Source organism: Terribacillus sp. JSM ZJ617, assembly GCF_044383785.1.
Classification (GTDB): domain Bacteria; phylum Bacillota; class Bacilli; order Bacillales; family Amphibacillaceae; genus Terribacillus.
Genome location: NZ_JBISEQ010000002.1, coordinates 149,771 through 171,536, shown reverse-complemented (window position 1 = coordinate 171,536; position 21,766 = coordinate 149,771). Strand labels below are relative to the sequence as shown.

General features: G+C 46.6%; 22 protein-coding genes. 2 read left to right on the top strand and 20 right to left on the bottom strand.

What is annotated here, in order from left to right:
- Positions 1 to 41: 41 nt before the first annotated feature.
- The 4 genes from ffh to smc all read right to left on the bottom strand — a co-directional run bounded on the left by ffh (position 42) and on the right by smc (position 6,391).
- A complete protein-coding gene (gene ffh, locus ACH6C1_RS07095) occupies positions 42 to 1,385 on the bottom strand; it encodes a signal recognition particle protein (RefSeq protein ID WP_095223095.1) in 1,344 nt (447 codons plus the stop codon).
- 12 nt (positions 1,386 to 1,397) lie between these two features.
- Positions 1,398 to 1,724, bottom strand: a complete 327-nt coding sequence (locus ACH6C1_RS07090) for a putative DNA-binding protein (protein ID WP_095223094.1) — start codon at positions 1,722 to 1,724, stop codon at positions 1,398 to 1,400.
- 74 nt (positions 1,725 to 1,798) lie between these two features.
- Entirely contained in the window at positions 1,799 to 2,809 is a 1,011-nt protein-coding gene (gene ftsY, locus ACH6C1_RS07085; RefSeq protein ID WP_374075947.1) for a signal recognition particle-docking protein FtsY, read from the bottom strand.
- A gap of 15 nt (positions 2,810 to 2,824) precedes the next feature.
- On the bottom strand, positions 2,825 to 6,391 hold the full coding sequence (gene smc, locus ACH6C1_RS07080; protein ID WP_374075945.1) for a chromosome segregation protein SMC: 3,567 nt from the start codon (positions 6,389 to 6,391) through the stop codon (positions 2,825 to 2,827).
- 135 nt (positions 6,392 to 6,526) lie between these two features.
- On the opposite strand from smc, the gene ACH6C1_RS07075 reads away from it, so the two are divergent.
- Positions 6,527 to 6,748, top strand: a complete 222-nt coding sequence (locus tag ACH6C1_RS07075) for a DUF1128 domain-containing protein (protein WP_374075943.1) — start codon at positions 6,527 to 6,529, stop codon at positions 6,746 to 6,748.
- A 37-nt stretch (positions 6,749 to 6,785) separates the two neighbouring features.
- Here the strand turns inward: ACH6C1_RS07075 and rnc are convergent, their stop codons facing one another.
- The 11 genes from rnc to ACH6C1_RS07020 form a co-directional block, all read right to left on the bottom strand.
- Positions 6,786 to 7,469 (bottom strand): ribonuclease III, encoded by a 684-nt coding sequence (gene rnc, locus ACH6C1_RS07070; protein WP_095223090.1) that lies wholly within the window; start codon positions 7,467 to 7,469, stop codon positions 6,786 to 6,788.
- A gap of 93 nt (positions 7,470 to 7,562) precedes the next feature.
- Positions 7,563 to 7,796, bottom strand: coding sequence for an acyl carrier protein (acpP, locus tag ACH6C1_RS07065; protein ID WP_093726628.1), 234 nt, complete (start codon positions 7,794 to 7,796; stop codon positions 7,563 to 7,565).
- Positions 7,797 to 7,863: 67 nt separating this feature from the next.
- The gene (gene fabG, locus ACH6C1_RS07060; protein ID WP_095223089.1) at positions 7,864 to 8,604 is read right to left on the bottom strand and encodes a 3-oxoacyl-[acyl-carrier-protein] reductase; all 741 of its coding nucleotides are present in this window, start codon (positions 8,602 to 8,604) and stop codon (positions 7,864 to 7,866) included.
- A complete protein-coding gene (fabD, locus tag ACH6C1_RS07055; RefSeq protein WP_374075940.1) occupies positions 8,605 to 9,555 on the bottom strand; it encodes an ACP S-malonyltransferase in 951 nt (316 codons plus the stop codon).
- Positions 9,552 to 10,565 carry a phosphate acyltransferase PlsX gene (plsX, locus tag ACH6C1_RS07050; RefSeq protein WP_374075938.1) on the bottom strand — a complete coding sequence of 338 codons (1,014 nt, stop codon included), beginning with the start codon at positions 10,563 to 10,565 and terminating at the stop codon, positions 9,552 to 9,554. Before plsX ends, fabD begins: the two co-directional genes overlap by 4 nt.
- 3 nt (positions 10,566 to 10,568) lie before the next feature.
- Positions 10,569 to 11,138 (bottom strand): transcription factor FapR, encoded by a 570-nt coding sequence (fapR, locus tag ACH6C1_RS07045; protein ID WP_095223086.1) that lies wholly within the window; start codon positions 11,136 to 11,138, stop codon positions 10,569 to 10,571.
- 75 nt (positions 11,139 to 11,213) lie between these two features.
- A complete protein-coding gene (gene recG, locus ACH6C1_RS07040; RefSeq protein WP_286160733.1) occupies positions 11,214 to 13,250 on the bottom strand; it encodes an ATP-dependent DNA helicase RecG in 2,037 nt (678 codons plus the stop codon).
- Positions 13,251 to 13,255: 5 nt separating this feature from the next.
- Positions 13,256 to 14,140, bottom strand: a complete 885-nt coding sequence (sdaAA, locus tag ACH6C1_RS07035) for an L-serine ammonia-lyase, iron-sulfur-dependent, subunit alpha (protein WP_095223084.1) — start codon at positions 14,138 to 14,140, stop codon at positions 13,256 to 13,258.
- A gap of 15 nt (positions 14,141 to 14,155) precedes the next feature.
- Complete coding sequence (sdaAB, locus tag ACH6C1_RS07030) at positions 14,156 to 14,818, bottom strand: L-serine ammonia-lyase, iron-sulfur-dependent subunit beta (RefSeq protein ID WP_366249584.1); 663 nt, start codon at positions 14,816 to 14,818, stop codon at positions 14,156 to 14,158.
- Between the two features lie 96 nt (positions 14,819 to 14,914).
- A complete protein-coding gene (locus ACH6C1_RS07025) occupies positions 14,915 to 16,561 on the bottom strand; it encodes a DAK2 domain-containing protein (protein WP_374075896.1) in 1,647 nt (548 codons plus the stop codon).
- Positions 16,562 to 16,591: 30 nt separating this feature from the next.
- Positions 16,592 to 16,954, bottom strand: a complete 363-nt coding sequence (locus tag ACH6C1_RS07020) for an Asp23/Gls24 family envelope stress response protein (protein ID WP_038560079.1) — start codon at positions 16,952 to 16,954, stop codon at positions 16,592 to 16,594.
- A gap of 219 nt (positions 16,955 to 17,173) precedes the next feature.
- On the opposite strand from ACH6C1_RS07020, the gene rpmB reads away from it, so the two are divergent.
- Positions 17,174 to 17,362 (top strand): 50S ribosomal protein L28, encoded by a 189-nt coding sequence (gene rpmB, locus ACH6C1_RS07015; RefSeq protein ID WP_038560076.1) that lies wholly within the window; start codon positions 17,174 to 17,176, stop codon positions 17,360 to 17,362.
- Positions 17,363 to 17,445: 83 nt separating this feature from the next.
- Here the strand turns inward: rpmB and spoVM are convergent, their stop codons facing one another.
- Genes spoVM through pknB form a run of 5 tightly spaced genes read right to left on the bottom strand, consistent with a single transcriptional unit; the run spans position 17,446 to position 21,766 of the window.
- Positions 17,446 to 17,526, bottom strand: coding sequence for a stage V sporulation protein SpoVM (spoVM, locus tag ACH6C1_RS07010; protein WP_077309667.1), 81 nt, complete (start codon positions 17,524 to 17,526; stop codon positions 17,446 to 17,448).
- Positions 17,527 to 17,573: 47 nt separating this feature from the next.
- Positions 17,574 to 18,218: a thiamine diphosphokinase gene (locus ACH6C1_RS07005; protein ID WP_374075893.1), complete on the bottom strand. Its 645-nt coding sequence runs from the start codon at positions 18,216 to 18,218 to the stop codon at positions 17,574 to 17,576.
- A 3-nt stretch (positions 18,219 to 18,221) separates the two neighbouring features.
- Positions 18,222 to 18,875, bottom strand: coding sequence for a ribulose-phosphate 3-epimerase (rpe, locus tag ACH6C1_RS07000; RefSeq protein ID WP_374077158.1), 654 nt, complete (start codon positions 18,873 to 18,875; stop codon positions 18,222 to 18,224).
- Positions 18,876 to 18,877: 2 nt separating this feature from the next.
- Positions 18,878 to 19,762, bottom strand: a complete 885-nt coding sequence (gene rsgA / locus ACH6C1_RS06995; RefSeq protein ID WP_374075891.1) for a ribosome small subunit-dependent GTPase A — start codon at positions 19,760 to 19,762, stop codon at positions 18,878 to 18,880.
- Complete coding sequence (gene pknB, locus ACH6C1_RS06990) at positions 19,763 to 21,766, bottom strand: Stk1 family PASTA domain-containing Ser/Thr kinase (RefSeq protein WP_374075889.1); 2,004 nt, start codon at positions 21,764 to 21,766, stop codon at positions 19,763 to 19,765.

Below are 21,766 nucleotides of genomic sequence, written 5' to 3'. Positions count from 1 at the left end.
GATTGTATCAGATTAAATAATCACTGTAAAGGGTTTTTACATTACATAAAAGGAAATTTCATTCCGCGCCCTTTTTTACCCTTTTGCATGTTCGTCATTTGCTTCATCATCTTCTTCATATCTTCGAATTGTTTCAGCAGACGATTGACTTCGGAAACACTGCGACCAGAGCCTTTTGCAATCCGTTTCTTGCGGCTGGCATTGATTAAAGACGGCTCCTGCCGTTCCTTGCGTGTCATCGATTGGATGATCGCTTCGACATACACAAGCTGCTTTTCATCAAGCTGGACGTTCTTCATGCCTTTCATTTTGCCTGCGCCAGGAAGCATATCGAGAAGATCACCGAGCGGCCCCATTTTCTTCACCTGGCTCATCTGCTCCAGGAAATCGTCGAAGGTGAAGCTCATGCTGCGCATTTTCTCTTCCAAGTCCCGCGCTTGCTTCTCATCGACATTTTCCTGTGCTTTCTCGATCAGGGAAAGCACGTCACCCATACCGAGGATACGGGATGCCATACGTTCGGGATGGAAGGCTTCCAGCTGGTCCGTACGCTCTCCCATACCGACGAATTTAATCGGCTTGCCGGTAACAGCGCGGATGGACAATGCGGCACCGCCTCGCGTATCACCATCAAGCTTCGTTAAGACTACGCCGGAGATATCGAGCTGGCTATCAAAACTTTCCGCAACGTTTACGGCATCTTGACCTGTCATCGCATCGACAACAAGGAAGATTTCCGCAGGTTTTACATCTGCTTTGATCTGTGTAAGCTCATCCATCAGCTTTTCATCCACATGCAGACGCCCCGCGGTATCGATGATGACATAATCATGATGCTCTTCTTTCGCTTTCTTGATTGCTTCATTCGCAATATCCACAGGGTTTGCTTCTGTCCCCATTGAGAATACAGGCAGGCTAAGCTGCTTGCCAAGTGTCTCCAGCTGGTCGATGGCAGCCGGACGATATACGTCAGCTGCAACAAGCAATGGATTACGGTTATGCTTCTTGCGCAGAAGGTTGGCAAGCTTGCCGGTTGTTGTCGTCTTACCGGCACCTTGCAAACCAACCATCATAATGACAGTCGGCGGTCTGTCTGCGACAGCGATCTTGCTCTGCTCGCCGCCCATTAGCTGTGTCAGTTCTTCCTGAACAACCTTGATAACCTGCTGACCAGGTGTAAGGCTCTCCATCACTTCCTGGCCGATGGCCCGCTCTTTAATTTTGTTGATCAGTTGTTTAACAACTTTGAAGTTAACGTCTGCTTCTAAAAGAGCAAGTCGTACTTCCCTTGTCATTTCTTTTACGTCTTGTTCTGTAACTTTACCGCGCCCGCGTATTTTCTGTATCGTACTCTGCAGTCGGTCGGCTAATCCTTCAAATGCCATGGAATCGACCTCCTAATCTAATTCTTTTATCTTTTGGATCAGATCTTTTGCATCGGGCTGGCTGCCGGAGTCCATCAATTCTTCCAGCTCATCCAGCAGCGCACTCCTCTCCTTGAAGCGATCGTATAGATGAAGCTTTTTCTCATAGCTTTCAATCATCGCTTCGGTACGCCGGATATTATCATAGACTGCCTGACGGGAAACTTCAAATGTTTCCGCAATTTCCCCGAGCGACAGATCTTCCAGATAATACATTTCCATATAACTGCGCTGCTTCGGAGTAAGCAGTGCCTGATAAAAATCAAATAGATAGTTCATTCGAGTTGTTTTCTCTAACATGCGCCGCACCCCTTGTTAAGTGAAATGCCTTTACAAAATTGTAGCCAACCTAGTGCGCAGCTGTCAAGAAACTGCTATTGTGCTTCTTCCTCATCCTGCATCAAATCAGCGAATAAGCCATATACAAAGGCATTCGGATCGAATTCCTGTAAATCCTCCATCTGTTCGCCAAGACCGACGAACTTGACCGGGATGTTCATTTCATTCCGGATTGCCAAGACAATACCACCTTTAGCTGTTCCATCCAGCTTGGATAAAACAATACCAGACACATTGGCTGTCTCTTGGAATGTTTTCGCCTGTGCAAGAGCATTCTGACCAGTAGTTGCATCCAACACGAGCAGCACTTCATGGGGTGCTCCTGGGACCTCACGCTCGATGACACGATGTACTTTGTTTAGTTCATTCATCAGATTCACTTTATTCTGAAGACGACCGGCAGTATCACATAGAAGAACATCTGCCCCTCGTGCCTGCGCCGCTTTAATACCATCATAGATGACAGCCGCAGGATCACTTCCAGCATTATGGCGGATTACTTCAACACCAGTACGCTCTCCCCATACTTGCAGCTGTTCGATCGCTCCGGCCCGGAAAGTATCCCCGGCAGCCATGACGACTTTCTTGCCTTCCTGCTTCAGCTTATACGCCAGTTTACCGATACTAGTCGTCTTACCGACTCCGTTGACGCCGACGAACAAGTATATGGTAAGGCCATCTTCATTGATTTTCAGCTTCTGCGGCTGTTCCTCTTCATCACCTTGGTAAATTTCAACCAGTTTCTCTGAGATGACATCTTTCAGCTGGATAGTATCTTTGATATTCTGACGTTTTGCTTCCATGCGGAGCTCATCCACCAGATCCATCACTGTGTTCACACCTACATCGGAAGCAATCAGTACTTCTTCCAATTCCTCAAAAAAGTCCTCATCCACTTTTCGATAACGCGCCATCAAATTATTCATTCGATCAGAGAAGGAAGTACGCGTCTTTTTCAGACCTTCTTTGTACTTTTCAGGTGTTTTCTGCTCAGCTTCATTGTTTGTATTAGAGAATTTATTTTTCAGTTTCTGAAAAAAGCTCATTTTGTTCTTCCTTTCTTATACCTTCACTAGTTCAGGCGCATCCTCCAGCCGGACGGACACCAATCTGGAAACGCCCGATTCCTGCATCGTCACACCATAAAGGACGTCCGCTTCCTCCATTGTACCCTTTCTGTGGGTTATGGCAATGAACTGGGTCTTTTCGCTGAATTGCTTCATGTACTGAGCGAAACGGCTGACGTTTGCATCATCCAGAGCTGCTTCCACCTCATCCAGAATACAGAATGGCACAGGCCTTACCCGCAAAATAGCAAACAGCAAGGCAATTGCTGTCAGGGCACGTTCTCCGCCAGAAAGCAAACCTAAATTTTGCAGTTTCTTACCTGGCGGCTGTGCGATGATATCGACACCTGTTTCCAGCAGATTATCAGAATCAGTCAGTTTCAGCTCCGCGTGTCCTCCGCCAAAGAGCGAACGGAACACTTCCGTGAATTCTGCCTTGATTTTATTGAACACATCTTCGAACAGACGCTTCATTTCTTCATCCATTTCATCAATTACGGCAAGCAATGTCGCTTTCGCCTGATAAAGGTCGTCCTTTTGTTCAGTAAGGAAGCTGTATCTTTCATTAATCCGGTCAAATTCCTCAATCGCGCCAACGTTGACGCTGCCGAGTTCTGAGATAGCACGTTTGATCAGCTTCACTTCGGTGCGGGCAGTTTCGATATCTTCTGCTCTTCCAAACGTCGCCAATGCTTTTTCGAATGTCAGGGAGTAGCTTTGCTGCAAGTTCATCAGACGGTTTTCCAGCTCTACATCCAAACGGTTCGAGCGGACTTCCTGATCTTGCACCTGCTGCACCAGATTTTGGTGGAGACGATTTGCTTCTTTGACAGAAAGCTCCTCTTGCTGCACCCAGTCATAGCGCTCCTGCCGTTCTGCCTTACGCTCTTCGATCAAGGTTGTTGTCTGCTGCTTATGCTGGTGCTTCACTCTAATCAGTTCCGTGATCTCTTCCTCTGTCTGGCCTTTTTCGCCAACTTCGGCCATTTGCTGCAGCACCCGCTGCTGATCTTCATATTTCTGCTTCGTAAGATCCAGCTGCTGCGTAAACTCACTGAGCCGCTGTCGCTGATTTTCAAGCTTAGCAAGGCTTTCAGCAGAACGTATTTGCAGGGCCTGCTGTTCGTCCCGTTTAATTTCCTTTGTCTGCTGCCAAGCCTGGTGAGCTTCCGTCAGCTCACTGATTTCCCGCTGTATATCCTGAAGCTTGATATCCAAATCGACAAGTTCAGTCTGCAGGTGCTCGATACGCTTCTCCACTTCTTCCCGTTCAGCGTCATACTGCGCATTATCCTGGTCATACATGGTGAGGTTATCATTGGCATGCATAAAGCGTATGCTCGTTTCGGTAAATGCTGCCTGGATTTCCTGTTCCGATTCCTGCAGCTGCTTCAAGCTTTGTCTGGTTTCCTCTGCTGAAGTCTCCAACTGCTGAAGTTCTTCTTTCAGCTGTGCGACTTTACGTTCGAACACTTCTGTCCGGGCTTGGAAATCAGACAATTTTCCCGTCACTTCCTGCATTTCCTTTTCTCTTGTAAACAGAGATTGACTATTGCGTTTTTGCGCTCCTCCAGTCATGGATCCCCCTGGGTTTACTACATCACCCGTAAGTGTAACAACGCGATACCGTCTGCCAAGTGCAGCAGCAATCGTATTGGCATGCTGCAAGTCTTCTGCGATGACCACATTTCCTAACAGAAAATCGACTGCACGCTTGTACTGGGGATCGACCTTAATGAGATTTGCGGCAATACCGATGAATCCTTCCCGATTGGAAGCATTCCCCAACACATTGGCCGGTATCTGTTTCGGCTGGATTGATGATAGCGGCAAAAATGTAGCACGGCCATTATGCGTCTGTTTCAGCCAATTGATTGCCTGACGGGCACTTGCCTCCGTATCGACCACGATATGCTGAGCTTGACCTCCAAGAGCGGTTTCCATCGCTGTGACATACGCAGATGGTACATCGATCAACTCGATGACAGCCCCCTCGATTCCTTCGAGCTTTTGATCCTGACGCGCTTTGAGGATCGCTTTTACCCCTTGGAAAAATCCTTGGAACTCCTCTTTCATCTCCTGCAGCATCTCCTGCTTGGAACGAAGCTTCTCGATATGCTGATAGCCGGTGTACAGTTTGCTCTGTGCTTCCTGGTACTGCTCCCGTTTTTTCGCTGCTTCCATCCGAAGTGAATCTGCTTTTTCCTCAGCCTGTTCGCGGCTTACGGTGGCATCTTTCAATCTTGCAGCCAATTGCTCTCGTTTTTCACTGATTTCATCGCGATTCAAAACGATATCTTTATATTTTGTCCGCTGACGTTCTTTTTTCGCATCGATCCCAGTAAGCTGCTGTTTGAGTGAGTTCGTCTCATTCCGCTTTGCTGCTTGTTCATTCAGCAAATCGATATAATCACTCTTCTTTTCTTCTATTTGTTCACTCAAATCTTCCTGTGTGCGGGATAGCTGTTTGTCCAATGCGCGTAAATCTGCTTTGATTGCTTTGTTCTCCAAATCCAACGCATCCAGGGCTGCTTGTTCCTGCTCCAGTTGTTTCAGCTGCTGCTCCAGTGTGACTCCCAGCTGTTCTGTATCTTTTTCCAGCTTTTCTTTGTTTTCTGCCAGATGCTTGGAGCGTTCATTCAACAGCTGTTTCTTGCCTTCCAGATTTTCAAGCTCTTGCGTCACAATTAGCAAGGAGGCTTGCAGTTCGTCGAGAGATGCATCCAGCGCGTGCAATTCTGTCTTCTCAGATTCCAGCAGCTGTTCTTTTTCGCCTATTGCCTGCTTCTGGACTTCAAGCTCTTGCTTGTTCCCTTCAAGCTCTTGGAGAACCGCTTGCCACTCTTTATGTAATTGCTCGATCTCCGCAACTAGCAATCCGATTTCGACATCTTTCAGCTGTGCTTTTTTCTCAAGGAAATCTTTTGCGATTGCAGCTTGCTCACGCAATGGTTCAAGCTGTCCTTCTATTTCATACGTAATATCTTCAACTCGATTTAAATTTTCCTGTGTTTCTGCCAGCTTATATTCTGCCTTCTTCTTTCGCTGCTTGTATTTCAGTACACCGGCAGCTTCTTCGAAGATAGACCGTCTTTCTTCCGGTTTGGAGCTTAGGATCTCCTCTACCTTTCCTTGACTGATAATAGAGAAGGCTTCCCTTCCCAATCCGGAATCCATGAACAAGTCAATGATATCCTTCAGACGGCAGCTTTGGTTATTGATCAAAAATTGGCTCTCTCCAGAACGGAATACCCGCCTGGTCACACTCACTTCCTGATACTCCAGCGGTAACGTCTGATCGGCATTGTCCAATACAAGTGTCACTTCTGCTACATTAAGCGCTTTTCTCGTATCGCTGCCCTGGAAGATGATATCTTCCATCTTGGATCCACGCAGACTTTTTGCCGACTGCTCGCCTAATACCCAGCGGATGGCATCGGTTATATTACTTTTCCCGCTTCCATTCGGACCTACCACTGCCGTAACACCTGGTACAAAGTCAAGTGTCACTTTTTCGGCAAATGATTTGAATCCGACGGTTTCTAATCGTTTCAGGAACATACTCATTCTCCTATATTGAAAGCTTATCGCTTATTTCTGCATAGTTATTGGTTTCTCTTTTGTTTTTAACTTATTTATTTTATCATAAACTTAGGGTACATAATAGGTATCAATTACGTCAAAGGAGGCTCGCCCATGAAGCTCGAACAGGCATCAGAGGAGAACCTGTCCATCCTCATCAACGGCATAGCCGACCGGCTTGTTGTCGTCAACCGTTCCATCATGAAGCCAGAGGACTACAAGCTGGAGAAATATCATGATATTAAGTTCTTATATGATCATATCGAATCTAAAGGACAGCTCAGTGTATCAGAGACAGAAGCATTCATCCAAGAGCTGGCGAACTACCGAAAATAAAAAAACGGCGGAGACAACTTTACTCTCCGCCGTTTTTCTATTCTGTTAAAGCTTCCAACGCAATACGGGCTGCCTGCTGCTCCGCTTCCTTTTTTGTCCGGCCGGTTCCAGTACCGACAAGTTCTCCCTGAACCTTCAGCTCGGCAACGAATTCACGGCTGTGGGCTGGACCTCTTTCATCAACGATTGTATACGTGATTACTTTATCTTTGTCCTGCTGGATAACTTCCTGCAGCCTGCTCTTGTAATCCATCGCATGTGAAAAAGCACCTTGGCTGATTTTAGGAAAGACGATTTTTTCGAAAAACCCGAGTACCACATCGAAATCCTGATCAAGATACAAAGCACCGACAAATGCCTCGAACACATCAGCCAGTAATGCTGGACGTGTTCTGCCTCCCGTGCGCTCTTCCCCTTTTCCGAGCAGCACGTATGTACCAAGATCCATTTCTTTGGCGAACAATACGAGGGATTCCTCTCTGACTATAGCAGCTCGGAGTTTCGTCATATTCCCTTCCGGCATATCAGGGTAATGCTTGTACAGAAATTGGGATACACCAAGCTCCAATACAGCGTCGCCAAGGAATTCCAATCGTTCGTTATCCGTCTTCTTCAGGTGACGATGTTCATTCACATAAGATGAATGGGTCAAGGCATTCTGCAATAAAGCTTCATCGTGGAAATGAATCCCAAGCTTCTCCTGCAGTTTATCTAAGCTCATTCTGCTGTCCCCACTTTCCAGTTGTTGTGATGATGCGGAGAAAGTCCCGCCTACAAAGTGACGGGACTTTCTCCTATGCATCTTATTTAAATCTTACTGTTTGCTGTTTATGTAGTTTACAGCGTCGCCAACAGTAGCGATTTTTTCCGCATCTTCATCAGAAATTTCCATGTCGAATTGATCTTCCAATTCCATAACCAATTCCACAACATCAAGGGAATCTGCTTCTAGATCTTCTTTGAAAGAAGCCTCTAGTGTTACTTTGGATTCGTCTACATCAAGACGATCAATAACGATTTGTTTTACTTGCTCGAATACATCTGCCATAGGAAATTCACCTCCCTTCAGTATTATAGGACATTTCGTCCCGGAAAACTACAATTATTTCATTGTATTACATCACCATGCCGCCATCGATGTGCAGCGTTTGTCCAGTCATGTAATTGCTGTCCTCGGATGCAAGGAAACGAACGACACGGGCAACGTCTTCCGGCTTGCCTGGTTTACCAAGCGGAATCATGCTTTGCATTGCCTGCTTCTGTTCATCTGTCATTTCATCCGTCATATCAGTCGTGATGAATCCTGGAGCAACGGCATTCACTAAAACGTTTCGCGCAGCAAGCTCCTTGGCTGCAGTTTTCGTTAAACCGATGACTCCTGCTTTTGCAGCTACATAGTTAGCCTGCCCAGGATTACCGCTGACACCAACAATGCTCGCTACATTGATGATGCGGCCAGCTTTTTGTTTCATCATTTGACGTGTTACAGCTTTCGTGCAAAGGAATACGCCTTTCAAATTCGTCTGGATGACTGCATCGAAATCCTCTTCCTTCATGCGCATAAGCAGGTTATCACGTGTGATACCAGCATTATTCACCAGTATATCCAAGCTGCCGAATGCTTCAATAGTTTGCTTGACCATATCTTTTACGCTTGCTTCTTCTGCTACATTCGCTTGGATCACGATTGATTCCTGCCCGAGAGCACGGATTTCCTCTGCAACTGCCTCTGCCTTTTCTTTGCTTCCGGAGTAGTTTACCGCTACATTCACGCCATTACGCGCAAGTTCCAAAGCGATTTCTCGGCCAATCCCGCGGGATGCACCAGTAACGAGGGCTGCTTTACCTGATAGCATTTATTCTTCCTCCTTGTACCACGTCAAAAATGCTTGCAATGTTTCGGGATCTTGTACATTGAAAGTTGTCGTGCGGCGGTTAATTTTCTTTACTAATCCGCTTAGTACTTTTCCGTTTCCTACTTCTACAATCGCATCCAGTTCGTCATTTTGCAGCATGTTGACAATAGTTTCTTCAAAACGGACTGGTGAGTAAAGCTGTTGAACGAGCAGCTGTTCAATTTCTTTGTGATCAAGAACTTTCTCAGCTGTTACGTTTGCATAAACAGGAATCGATGCATCGGCTTTCTCCACGTCTGCAAGTACAGTTGCAAATTCTTCCGCAGCTTGTTTCATCAATCTGGAATGGAATGGACCGCTGACGTTCAGCGGAAGCACGCGTTTAGCTCCAGCTTCTTTCAAAAGCGGCTCTGCAAGTTCAATTCCTTTTTTCGTACCGGAAATGACGATCTGACCAGGGCAGTTGATATTCGCAGCATCGACAATTTCACCATGCTCCTTATCAACTGTTTGGAGAGCTATCTTGATGTCTTCCAGACTTAGCCCTAATACCGCAGCCATAGAACCTTGCCCTGCCGGATAGGCTTTTTCCATCAGCTGACCACGCTTGTTAACGAGCACAGCTGCTTCTTCCGCACGGAAAACGCCAGCAGCAACAAGTGCACTGTATTCTCCCAAGCTGTGACCGGCCGTAACGACTGGTCTAACGCCCTCATTCTGTAAAACCTGATAGATGGCAGCACTTGTAAGAAGCAATGCCGGCTGTGCATTCTCTGTTTTAGTAAGCTCTTCTGCCGGTCCTTCAAACATCAAAGGTGTTATTGGCTGCGGCAATAATTCATCTGCCGCTTGGAAAAGACTTTTCACTTCATCATATGCGTTGTACATTTCCTGAGCCATGCCCACTGCTTGTGAGCCTTGTCCAGGAAATACAAAAGCTACTCGTTTCACTTAACGTCCTCCTCGTCTTTCTTGATGCTCTGGATTGTATCTTTGATAATTCCTGTTACATTATTTTCTGCCATTTGCTTTGTTTGCAGGATAGCAACTTGGATAGCACGCGCATTGGAGGAACCGTGCGCCTTCACAAAAGGTGCAGCAAGTCCAAACAAAGCGGCACCGCCATATTCTGCATATTCTGTGCTTGCTTTAATTTCCTTCAGCTGTGGTTTCATCATGGCAGCTGCAAGCTTGGTCTTTGTATTTTTTAAGAAGGCCTTCTTGATCGTCGTGAAGAACATCGACGCTGCTCCCTCTATTGTTTTCAGGGCGATATTGCCGCTGAAGCCGTCCGTCACAACAACATCAAAATCTCCGGAAAGGAAATCCCGGCCTTCTACATTACCGATAAAGTTTATCGGGGCACTGCTGAGAAGCTCGAATGCTTTCTTAGTCAGGTCGTTACCCTTGCCTTCTTCCGTGCCTACATTTAGCAATCCTACACGAGGATTTTCTATCCCGCGAACTTTCTCCGCATAGATGGAGCCCATTACGCCGTATTGTAATAGATGGTTCGCTTTAGCGTCAATGTTCGCACCAACATCAAGCAGGACGAACCCCTTACCATCCACCGTCGGAAGAGTCGGGGACAGCGCCGGACGCTCGATGCCTTTAATGCGGCCGACTATCATCAGACCTGCTGTCATGATGGCACCTGTATTTCCTGCTGAAACACAGGCATCAGCACGACCTTCTTTTACTTCCTGAGCAGTCAGTACAAGTGACGACTGCTTCTTGCGCCGGATAGCCCGGACAGGTTCGTCGTCTGCTGTAATGTACTCCTCTGTATGTATAATCCGAATGTTAGCCGGACGGATCTCACCTAGAAGCGGTTCGATCTTGCTTTGATCCCCAACCAGTGTCAGCTCCAAGGATGCATCCTCTGTCGCTGCAAGAACGGCACCTTTGACTATCTCTTCCGGTGCGTTGTCGCCACCCATTGCGTCGATTGCTATTCGCATAACTTATTTCCCTTCTTTCACGCTCGAGCGGAACATCTCGAACGTACCTTTAAATACTTCTTCTTGATCAACAGCACTATCCACTTGGATGACCGTCCGCTTCCTGTCCTGCCGGATGACCTTCGCTTTGGCTACTACTCTTTCATGGAGTTTCACTTGTCTCGTGAAGGTGATCTCTGAGTGGAAGGTTAGTGCGAACGGATCATCGATCAACGCAACCGCTAAGGAATTGGCTTGCGCAAACAGATGATGCCCTCTGGCAATCTGGTTCCGTGTGAAAACATGCTCTGGTTTAATATCCAATATACTGATCGCCCGTTCATCCAGCTCCAAATCGATGATTTCCCCGATTACCTCATCAATATTGATGGATTTCACGGTTTCATCCCACTGGGAATTAGCGACGTGCTTAATCCGTTCCCGCAGCTCAGGAATTGTCAGCTCCATACGATCCAAACGGATAGTCTGTATACTGACAGCGAATTTCTTCGCCAATTCCTCGTCTGTAATGAACGGTGTTTTTTCAATCGTTTCCCGCAGTAAGTCCTGTCTGTCTTTTTTGCTTCTTCTCATTTCTCCACCGCCAAAATTAAGACTAGGTACTAAAAGTAATATATAATAGCAGGCCAGAATTTGCAACAGCCGTTTTTAGTCGAGAACGTTCCCATTCAGCGCAAACTCTGTGTCCAGCGCTTGCAATAAATTACGATAAGCAGGGTCATTTTCCAATCTTTCTTCTGCAATGATTTGCTCTGCATCCTTACGTGCTGTTTCAAGTGCCCGGTAGTCGTGCACCATGTCGCCAACCTTGAATTCCGGTATACCGCTTTGCTTTTTACCAAAGAAATCACCAGGACCCCTGAGCTGCAAATCCTGCTCGGACAGCTCGAATCCATTCGTCGTTTCTGTCATGATGCGCATGCGTTCTTTTCCGATTTCCCCTTTTGGTTCAGCAATCAAAATACAATAACTTTGTGCATCCCCACGACCTACACGTCCCCGGAGCTGATGCAGCTGGGATAGTCCGAAGCGCTCTGCATCATAGATGATCATCAGCGTAGCATTTGGAACGTTCACCCCGACTTCCACTACTGTGGTAGATACAAGGACTTGGGTTTCATTTTCGGCGAATTCCTTCATAACAGCGTCTTTTTCATCAGCAGGCAAACGTCCATGCATGAGCCCGACTCGAATATCCGGCTCAAAAACAGCAGCCAGCATCTGATGCAGATCGACTGCATTCTGGATATCCAGCTTGTCCGATTCCTCAATCAGCGGGCTTATGACATATGCCTGATGACCGGCTGCAACTTCCTTCCGGATGAAATCCAGCACCCGATCTATGGTATTTTCCTTAACCCAATATGTCTCTATTTCTTTACGCCCAGCTGGCATCTCATCAATAGCTGATACATCCATATCACCGAATGCAGTGATTGCCAGTGTCCGCGGAATCGGTGTAGCTGTCATGAACAGAACGTCAGGGTGAAGACCTTTATCTCGCAGCGTCCGTCGCTGCGCAACGCCAAATCGATGCTGTTCATCGACTATAGCAAGCGCAAGGTTTTTATAATGCACTTCATCTTGAATCAATGCATGTGTTCCAACAACAATATCTACTTCTCCATTGACAATTTGTTCGAGAACGGCTTTCCGGCGCTTGCCTTTCACACTTCCTGTGAGCAATGCTACGGTAGCAAAACCATCCAGCATACTAGATAAGGACTGGGCGTGCTGCTCTGCTAGAATCTCTGTCGGGACCATAATCGCGCCCTGTTTACCTGCTGTAACGGCTGCATAGAGCGCAACAGCTGCAACAGCCGTTTTACCGGAGCCAACATCCCCTTGTAAAAGGCGGTTCATCCGGTAAGGAGAATGCAGATCCCGCATAATATCCTTGAGCACTCTCTGCTGGGCGTTCGTCAACGTAAAAGGAAGCGTAGCTACAAAAGCTTGAACCTTCTCTTTATCATAAGCTAAGCTGCCTCCAGCCGATGCTTCCCGTTTTTGTTTACGGATAAACTGCATTTTCAGCTGGAACAATAGAAATTCCTCATAAGTGAATCGTCTCCGAGCATGTGCCAGCGCCTGTCTGTCAGGTGGAAAGTGCATATAATGTAATGCTGTTTTCCTATCTGGCATTTTATAGGATGCTAAAAATGATGCTGGCAGGATTTCCTTGATGTCTTCATCATACTGTTCCAGCGCCTGTTTCACACTTTTTTGCAGCTGACGTACTGTCACTGTACCTTTCACACCATAAACGGGCTGAACCGGAGTCAGCTCATCCGCTCCGCCAACCTTGAAGTTACTGACAGTAAGCTGCAGACGATGCTGATCCCATTTTCCTGTCATCGTCACTTTCTTGCCCGGCATCAGCTGTTTCTGGGCAAATGCACGATTGAACATGATCGCCTTTACTGCAACATTCTCAACGAGGAGCGTTACAGTTAGTTTGTTCTTTTTCCGTCCGTAATATTGCACTTGAGCAGGAGAGGCGATTTCACCTTCAATCGTCACTTTATCATCATGAATCAGTTCAGCTAACGGCTGGACATCGAAGACATCATACCGATACGGCAGATGAAAAAGGAGATCTTCGACTGTGAAGATCCCCATATTCGCCAATCCTTCCGCGAGCTTTGCACCGATTCCTTTTACTTGATCAACCGGTTGCTTCAGCAAATTTCTCACTCTTTCCCTTTGTTTATCCCATAAATCATATCTGCCAGTCTGCGTCCAGTTGGTGTGGCAGCCAAACCGCCTTCCGCTGTTTCGCGAAGTGCTGACGGCATACTCTTACCGATCCGGTACATAGCCCCAATCACTTCATCACATGGTATCCTGCTTGTGACACCCGCAAGCGCCATATCAGCAGATACGATGGCATTAGAAGCTCCGGCGGCGTTTCTCTTAATACACGGCACTTCTACCAGTCCAGCGACTGGATCACATACAAGTCCGAGCATGTTTTTTAACGTTATTGCAAAAGCTTCGGCACTTTGTTCTGGTGTACCGCCAGCCATTTCAACCACAGCTGCACTGGCCATTGCAGCAGCAGAGCCTACTTCAGCCTGGCATCCACCTTCTGCACCGCTGATGGAGGCATTGTTGGCTACAACGAATCCAAAAGCTCCTGCTGTGAACAAGAAACGGATCATTTGCTCACGAGTCGGATTCAGCCTTTCTTTAACAGCAAATAACGCCCCCGGCACACATCCCGCACTTCCTGCGGTTGGCGTGGCGCAAATCATTCCCATCGCTGCATTTACTTCGTTGGTGGCAACAGCTTTACTTACAGCATCTAAAAGCAGATGTCCAGAAAGCGTGTTGCCTTTCGCCATATATTGCTGAAGCAAAACAGCATCGTTTCCTGTCAAACCAGAGTGAGATGTCACACCTTGCAACCCTCGTTCCACTGCTTCCTCCATGATTACTAGATTTCTCTCCATCTGTCCCATTACTTCCTCACGGGAACGCTGATGGACATCCATCTCCTGGCGAATCATCACTTCTGATATGGAAATGCTGTCCGCATTTGCTTGTTCAAGCAATTCCGCTACATTGCGAAACATATTCATTCCTCCTGTTTAATTGATCAAGCGGGATACACGGTTGATGTGCGAAGCTTTTTCCAATATATGCATCACATCATCCTCCACGTTTTGATCCGTCTCGATCACCATAAGCGCATCCTTTCCAACATCCTTCCTGGAAACCTCCATATGCGCTATATTAATCTCGTGCTGAGCCAAAATTTGAGTCACGGAAGCTATCGCACCAAAACGATCATTATGCATAATCAAAATAGCCGGCTTATTACCTGACATTCGCAGTTCAAAGCCGTTTAGCTCAGTGATTTCGACTTTTCCGCCGCCGATAGAGATACCGACCAGCTCCATGCTGCTCTCTTCTGTTCCCAGCTTTATTCTTGCTGTATTTGGATGTTCCGTAGCAGCTGTATCTTCAATGAATTCGATTTTCATATTTTGTTTTTTGGCTGTTTCCAATGCGAACCTGATTCGATCATCATCTGTATCATAGCCAAGCAGACCGCCGGCAATTGCCAAGTCTGTACCATGACCGCGATATGTTTTAGCAAACGACCCATATAGATGGACCGTCGCCCAAGTCGGTTCTATTCCAAAGATCAGTCTTGCAGCACGTCCGATTCGGGCTGCTCCGGCAGTATGCGAACTGGATGGACCGACCATGACCGGTCCGATAATATCAAATACGGATTGATATTTCATAGGCTCACTCCTTCTTCTTCTATTTTAGCATGCATCACACATATGTTCCTACTGTAACCAATGAAAAAAGCTCCCGTTAAGGAGCTTTCCCCGTAATTATTCTACTGCGACCAAGTACGTATAAACAGGCTGATTACCTTCATGGATCTCCAGTTCCGCTTCAGGGAATTTTCCTTCCACAAAATCCTCCAAGCGATCATCAGCATCGACCGCGTCTTCACCGCGAATCACTGTGATCAATTCATCTTCTTCACTGACCATTTGCTCAAGCAGGAGCTCAAGCGCCTGTTCTGCGTCAGAAGCAGCTGAGATGATCTTGCTTTCTAGTATAGCGATGAACTGCCCTTCTTTTATCGATACGCCCTCGATTGTCGTATCACGAACAGCATGCGTCACTTGTCCGGATTTCACCTGCGAAATTGCCTCTGTCATAGCTTCAGCATTGCTGTCTGCTGCCTGCGTCACATCAAAAGCAAGCAAAGAACGCATCCCCTGCGGTATTGTTTTTGTTGGAACGACAAACGCCTGCACCTCTGCCATTTTTGCCGCCTGCTCTGCAGCCATGATGATATTCTTGTTATTAGGCAAAATATAAACAGATTCTGCATTAGCTGCTTTAATGGCGTCCGCAATGTCCTGTGTACTTGGATTCATAGTCTGTCCGCCTGAAATGACGACATTTGCTCCAAGGTTCTCAAACAATGCTTTTACACCATCTCCCATTGCAACCGTCACAATGGCGTGCTGATTACGTTCTTTCTTTTCTTTATTACCGACAATCGCCGCATGCTGTTCCCGCATATTTTCGATTTTCATATTGATCAGACTGCCATATTGTTGACTATATGTCATTACTTCACCAGGATACTCGGTGTGAATATGGACCTTTACGACATCTTCGTCGGCTACAACAAGCAATGAATCTCCTCGACCGTTCAATTCCTCACGATAAGCCTGTTCATCAAAGGGTTGCTCGCGAAGCTTGTCTTCTTCGAATTTGACCATAAACTCCGTGCAATAGCCATACGTAATATCAGCTGTATCCAAGAAATCCTGCGCTTGCTTATGATGCTCCGCACTGACGAGATTCTCCATCTTGCCATGCTGTACCTCCGCAGGCAGTTCTTCTCCTGTCAGAGCTGCAAGGAATCCTTCATACACAGTAACCAATCCTTGGCCTCCGCTGTCCACAACGCCGACTTCCTTTAATACAGGGAGCAATTCCGGCGTACGGCTCAGACTTATCTTCGCAGATTCAACCACATACCTGAAAAGCTCTATCGGATCTGCTTCGGTCTTGGATTTTTCGACTGCAGCTGCTGCAGCGTCCTTTGCTACTGTAAGTATCGTTCCTTCTACAGGCTTCATGACCGCCTTATAAGCCGTTTTGACACCTGCATCCAGCGCATTGGCCAATTGTCCAGCTGTCAAATCCTTCTGTCCTTCCAATGCTTTGGCAAAGCCACGGAAAAGCTGAGAGAGAATGACACCAGAGTTGCCCCTTGCTCCCATCAGCAGACCTTTGGCAAAAGCTGCAGCAAGCACACCGACTTCTTCACTGTCGGCCTCTTGTACAGCCTTTGCCCCAGACGTTATCGTCAAATTCATGTTTGTACCTGTATCGCCATCCGGCACGGGAAATACATTCAGCGCATCAATCGTCTTAGCGTTATTCGCCAGATGATGTGCACCAGTCAGCAGCATCCCCGCAAATGTCTTTCCATCCACATTTCCAACACTCAAACCGTTTCCTCCTTAAATCTGCCGGCTATCCTAGTCTGCAGAAACACTGACGCCTTGTATATAAATGTTCACAGAGCTCGTCAGTACGCCCAATGCCCGATCCAATGTATATTTCACTTGGGATTGCACATTATGTGCAACCTCGGATATCTTCGTTCCATAACTTACAATAATATGTAAGTCGATCTGGACTTTGTTGTCCGCCTGGGTCACAACTATCCCTTTTGAATAGTTCTCCCTGCGGAGAATTTCTGCTATGCCGTCACGTAATTGATGTCTGGAAGCCATACCAACGATGCCATAGCATTTTACCGCGGCACTTCCAGCCAATGTTGCGATCACATCCGTGGCGATCGTAATACTTCCATCTTCTGTAGTCAGATGAAGGGTCATACGGCTCCTCCTAACACTTCTCAAATCTATCCCTACTATACTATATGGAAGCTCCATTTGAAAGCGGATTAAAAATAGCCCTTTTTACAATGCCAGCTAAACAGTTTACTGTCAAGTAGTTTTTCTTGATATATTTTTGTTAGATTATTGCATTACGTGCCGAGTTGTGATAAATTTGTTTAGTGTTAAAAATTAACTCGTAATATTAGGAGGGATAACATGGGACGCAAATGTGTAATCACAGGACGTACTACTCGTTCTGGTAATGCTCGTTCTCATGCCATGAACGCTAATAAACGTACTTGGAAAGCAAACGTTCAAAAAGTTCGCATTCTTGTTGATGGTAAACCTAAAAAAGTTTACGTTTCAGCTCGTGCACTTAAAAAAGGTAACATCGAACGCGTATAAATAGCATTTCTAAAATACTTTTATGGTAGCATTCGCATGCGACAAAAAAAGCACCCTTTCTCGAAAGGAGTGCTTTTTTTGTGCTAATCTTTTTTAAACGTTCCGATAATGACGCGGACGAAGCCACCGATGAACCTCGGGAGTTTAAAGGTATAAAATTTCATAAGATCCCCTTCCTCCTTTTTCCTGAGCAGCCTAAACGCTGTAGCTTTTAAACATCCTTGCTCTTTATCATTATTACTATGCCTGAAGCAAATGAATAAGTACCAGATTGTGCAACAAGCTCATTGGAGATGGACAATGTTTCTCCCCAATGGATTGAAGCATCTGTTAAAGGATATTTAAAGCCAGTCAATGTTAGACCAGTAACTTGCTCAGAGAAGGAAAGAAATGATATATAACGATATGCATCATCTTGTTCTGTCCGGTATGTACCCGGTCGATGCATCCGGATATTGTTTTGCTGGTCGATGATGACAGCTTGCTCGAAGCTGTCCAGCAGCCGGTAAAGCATCTGGATGTTGATCAGTTCATGATCCAGCCTTCCGCCGGTCACCCCATACACCGCCACGCTTTCAGCGCCCAACTCTTCGGCTTGACGAATGGCGAGTTCAAAATCCGTTTCATCTTTTTCAGGCGGATACACCAGCACCTGATCTGCGAAACGACGGATCATAATCAATTCTTCTTCCGACACAGAATCAAAATCACCAACAGCCACTTTCATCCGGATACCCGCAGATGCGAGCGCTAGTGCACCTGCATCTGCTCCGATCCATATGTGATGATGTTCAGAATGTAAGTCCGGCAGTCTTCCTGCACCGCCGACAAGACCAACACTAAGCTTGGTACCCATGTGTCATTCAGCTGCTTCCCGGATTGCAGCGATTGCCGCCGTCCGGTCTTCCTGATTATAGACAGCACTTCCGGCAACTAGCACATCCGCACCCGCATCCGTACATAGTCCTGCTGTTTCGATATTCACACCGCCATCAATCTCGATTTCGAAGTCGAGTTCGAGTGCCTCCCGTAGTTTGGACAGCTCTTCTACTTTCTTCAGCACGGAAGGAATGAATCGCTGGCCGCCAAAGCCTGGGTTCACCGTCATCAACAACACCATATCCAGCTCAGGCAGCATCTCTTCAATCAAGCTGACCGGAGTGGAAGGATTCAATACAACACCAGCTCTAATCCCTTGTTCCTTGATCATCATGATTGTGCGGTGCAAATGTATGCAAGCCTCTTGGTGGACTGTAATGATATCGGCTCCAGCCTTGACGAACTCTCCAATGTATCGATCAGGGTTTTCGATCATCAAATGCACATCAAGCGGCAGCTTCGTCACAGGACGAATCGCCTCTACGATAAGGGGGCCGATCGTTATATTCGGGACAAAATGACCGTCCATGACATCGACATGGATGTAGTCGGCTCCGCCTTTTTCTACGTCGCGAATTTCATTCGCCAAATTGGCGAAGTCAGCTGAAAGAATAGATGGTGCGATTTTCGTCATCATTAATACCTCGGCTTTCTCGATTTGATTTCCTCTAGAAACTGCAGGTAATGTGTGTAACGGTATTCAGGAATCTCCCCAGATTCGACCGCTGTCTTTACCGCACATTTCGGTTCCTTGTGATGCATACAGCCTCTGAATTTACAGTCGTCTTCCCTCTCCCTGAATTCAGGGAAACAGGATGGCAGCACCTCGGCTTCCAATTCGGTAAACTCCAATGAGCTGAATCCAGGTGTGTCTGCAACAAGGCCGCCGCCGATTGGTATAAGCTCCACATGTCTTGTCGTATGGCGTCCGCGTCCCAGACTTTCGGATATCTCATTTGTTTCAAGGTCCAGGCGCGGGTCGATAGCATTCAGCATCGACGACTTGCCGACACCTGACTGACCCGCTATTACTGAAATCTTATCTTTCATATGCAGCTGTACTTGCTCTAGATTCGTTTCCTCTTTAGAGGACAGCATCTCTACCGAATAACCGATTTTTCGATAATCCTCTTTAAATGCTTCGATTATGTCCAATTTATCCGCAGACAGCATGTCCATCTTCGTAATGAAAATAACTGGCTGAATACCTTTTGACTCTACCAATACAAGGAAGCGGTCGAGCAATGCTGTGCTGAAATCAGGCTGTGCAGCTGATGTTACGATAATTGCCTGATCGATATTGGCGATCGGGGGTCTGACTAGCTCATTTTTCCGCGGACGCACATCAAGCACATAACCCTCTTGCTTCGTCTCTGCTTCGAATTCCACTTGGTCACCGACCAAAGGCGTTATTTTCTGTTTGCGGAATACACCTCTGCCACGGCATTGGTAGGTCTCTCCGTCTTCTGTAAGCACATAATAAAACCCACTCAGTGCTTTCATGATCTTACCTGATGGCATTTATTCACCTTCCCTGTCTTCATACGGAACAGTTTTTTCCAAAATCACTTCGTCATCACGCAATATACGATATTCTGCTTCTCCGCCAGCCGGTATGCTGAGCGTGAGCGTAATTTCCTCATCCTCTGTGATAGTACGTTCATCATAGAGCTCGGTCACATCATGGTCTGCGTCACCTACATAGATCTGAACTATCTGAGGGACAGGATCATTTTGTGTCCCTCCGTTCTGTTCATCTTCCCCCGCTTGAGCATCATCTGTCTCGTAAGGAACAGTGAATGTTACCGTATGCGTCGCAGGCGGCAGGTTTTCCGGGCCAGTTGATACATACAAATCGACACTGCCATTTTCTTCAATGGATTGCCCTGATCCTGGATCATGCCGGATTACGACACCTTCATCGACTTCATCTGAAGGCTGTTCAATAAAATTCCCATCCAAATCATTTTTATCTAGATAAGATTGAGCTTCCGCTTCTGTCATACCAGTCAAATCTGTCAGTGTCACCGCTTCCGGTCCTTTGCTCACTTCAAAGATGACCGTGGTATCTTCTGGAACCACCTGTGATCCCGCTTGAGGCTGAATTTGGGAAATGATTGTACCAACTGGTTCATCCGAGAACTCCTCGTAAGAGCGGACATTTTTATACCCCTTGTCATCCAAAAGTTTTTCAACTTGGGAGAATGACTTGCCCTCATAATCATCAAATTCTTCTTTTTCCTTGCCGATACTTGTATAAACCGTAACACTGGAGCCTTCCTTGATTTTACTGCCTGCGGAAGGATCAGTCTTGACGACACTTCCTTCTTCTATCGTATCAGAGGCGGTTGCTTCCCTCTTCACGTGCAGATCAAGGTCGGATAGCTTATCGACAGCATCTGCATAGGAATCACCTCTTACGTCGATCATCGTAACTTCTTTTGGAGCTGTAGCAAGTACGATACCCACTCCTGCGCCAGCGAGCAATAAGAGAATGACAGTAATCCATATAAGCACTTTCCATCTTTTTTTCTTCTTTTTCGGCTTTTTCTGATCTTCTTGTTTCGGTGGATTCGTATGACCGTTATGTACGATCGTATCAGCTAACGAAGCTTTGTTCAGATCTTTCTCCGAAATGATCGGGATGGCTTTCGTAGTTTCACCATCATCCTTGGGAGGAGCATAACGCGGTTCGTCCGCCCTTGAAGGATCCAGACATGTTTCCAAATCCGTCTCCATATCATATGTGCTCATATAACGGTAGAAAGGATCCTTCGTCGTGCTTTTCAAAACGATATTCTCGACACTTTGCGGAATATCTCCTGCCCACCGTCTGACAGATGGTGTGTCAGTCTGTAAATGCTTCAAAGCAATGCTGACAGCTGATTCACCGGAGAACGGCAGACGACCGGTAAGCAATTCAAACATGACAATACCGAGGGAATAGACATCGGACTTCTTGGTAGCAATGCCTCCCCTTGCTTGTTCGGGTGATAAATAGTGTACCGAGCCCAGCATGGCATTGGTCTGTGTCAAGGATGTTGCGCTCAGTGCTGTAGCTATCCCAAAGTCCGTTACCTTCACTTTTCCATAATCATCAATCAGGATATTCTGCGGTTTGATGTCACGATGGACGATTCCGTTAGCGTGAGCGTGTGAAATCGCGGAAGTGACTTGCTTCATGATATCGACTGTATCAGGCACCACGATGGAACCATGAGTCTGTATGTATTGCTTTAATGTCATGCCGCTCACATATTCCATGATCATGTAGTAAATGCCATCCTCATCCCCAACATCATAAATCGTGACGATGTTTGGATGTGAAAGACTGGTTGCCGCGTGGGCTTCCCGATGAAATCTTGCAATGAATTCATCATCATTTGCATATTCCAGCTTTAGGACTTTGATGGCAACTTCGCGATCAAGGATGATATCCTGGCCAAGATAGACATTCGCCATACCGCCTCCGCCGATCAGACGGTGAACTTCATACCGTTCATTCAGCGTACGTCCTTCGAGCAT

What these genes read in the sequence shown, in the direction of transcription:
- ffh (WP_095223095.1), bottom strand. Translation starts at nt 1,385, where the DNA reads ATGGCATTTGAAGGATTAGCCGACCGACTGCAGAGTACGATACAGAAA.
- ACH6C1_RS07090 (WP_095223094.1), bottom strand. Translation starts at nt 1,724, where the DNA reads ATGTTAGAGAAAACAACTCGAATGAACTATCTATTTGATTTTTATCAG.
- ftsY (WP_374075947.1), bottom strand. Translation starts at nt 2,809, where the DNA reads ATGAGCTTTTTTCAGAAACTGAAAAATAAATTCTCTAATACAAACAAT.
- smc (WP_374075945.1), bottom strand. Translation starts at nt 6,391, where the DNA reads ATGTTCCTGAAACGATTAGAAACCGTCGGATTCAAATCATTTGCCGAA.
- ACH6C1_RS07075 (WP_374075943.1), top strand. Translation starts at nt 6,527, where the DNA reads ATGAAGCTCGAACAGGCATCAGAGGAGAACCTGTCCATCCTCATCAAC.
- rnc (WP_095223090.1), bottom strand. Translation starts at nt 7,469, where the DNA reads ATGAGCTTAGATAAACTGCAGGAGAAGCTTGGGATTCATTTCCACGAT.
- acpP (WP_093726628.1), bottom strand. Translation starts at nt 7,796, where the DNA reads ATGGCAGATGTATTCGAGCAAGTAAAACAAATCGTTATTGATCGTCTT.
- fabG (WP_095223089.1), bottom strand. Translation starts at nt 8,604, where the DNA reads ATGCTATCAGGTAAAGCAGCCCTCGTTACTGGTGCATCCCGCGGGATT.
- plsX (WP_374075938.1), bottom strand. Translation starts at nt 10,565, where the DNA reads ATGCGAATAGCAATCGACGCAATGGGTGGCGACAACGCACCGGAAGAG.
- fapR (WP_095223086.1), bottom strand. Translation starts at nt 11,138, where the DNA reads ATGAGAAGAAGCAAAAAAGACAGACAGGACTTACTGCGGGAAACGATT.
- sdaAA (WP_095223084.1), bottom strand. Translation starts at nt 14,140, where the DNA reads ATGTTTCGCAATGTAGCGGAATTGCTTGAACAAGCAAATGCGGACAGC.
- sdaAB (WP_366249584.1), bottom strand. Translation starts at nt 14,818, where the DNA reads ATGAAATATCAATCCGTATTTGATATTATCGGACCGGTCATGGTCGGT.
- ACH6C1_RS07020 (WP_038560079.1), bottom strand. Translation starts at nt 16,954, where the DNA reads ATGACCCTTCATCTGACTACAGAAGATGGAAGTATTACGATCGCCACG.
- rpmB (WP_038560076.1), top strand. Translation starts at nt 17,174, where the DNA reads ATGGGACGCAAATGTGTAATCACAGGACGTACTACTCGTTCTGGTAAT.
- spoVM (WP_077309667.1), bottom strand. Translation starts at nt 17,526, where the DNA reads ATGAAATTTTATACCTTTAAACTCCCGAGGTTCATCGGTGGCTTCGTC.
- ACH6C1_RS07005 (WP_374075893.1), bottom strand. Translation starts at nt 18,218, where the DNA reads ATGGGTACCAAGCTTAGTGTTGGTCTTGTCGGCGGTGCAGGAAGACTG.
- rpe (WP_374077158.1), bottom strand. Translation starts at nt 18,875, where the DNA reads ATGACGAAAATCGCACCATCTATTCTTTCAGCTGACTTCGCCAATTTG.
- rsgA (WP_374075891.1), bottom strand. Translation starts at nt 19,762, where the DNA reads ATGCCATCAGGTAAGATCATGAAAGCACTGAGTGGGTTTTATTATGTG.
- pknB (WP_374075889.1), bottom strand. Translation starts at nt 21,766, where the DNA reads ATGCTCGAAGGACGTACGCTGAATGAACGGTATGAAGTTCACCGTCTG.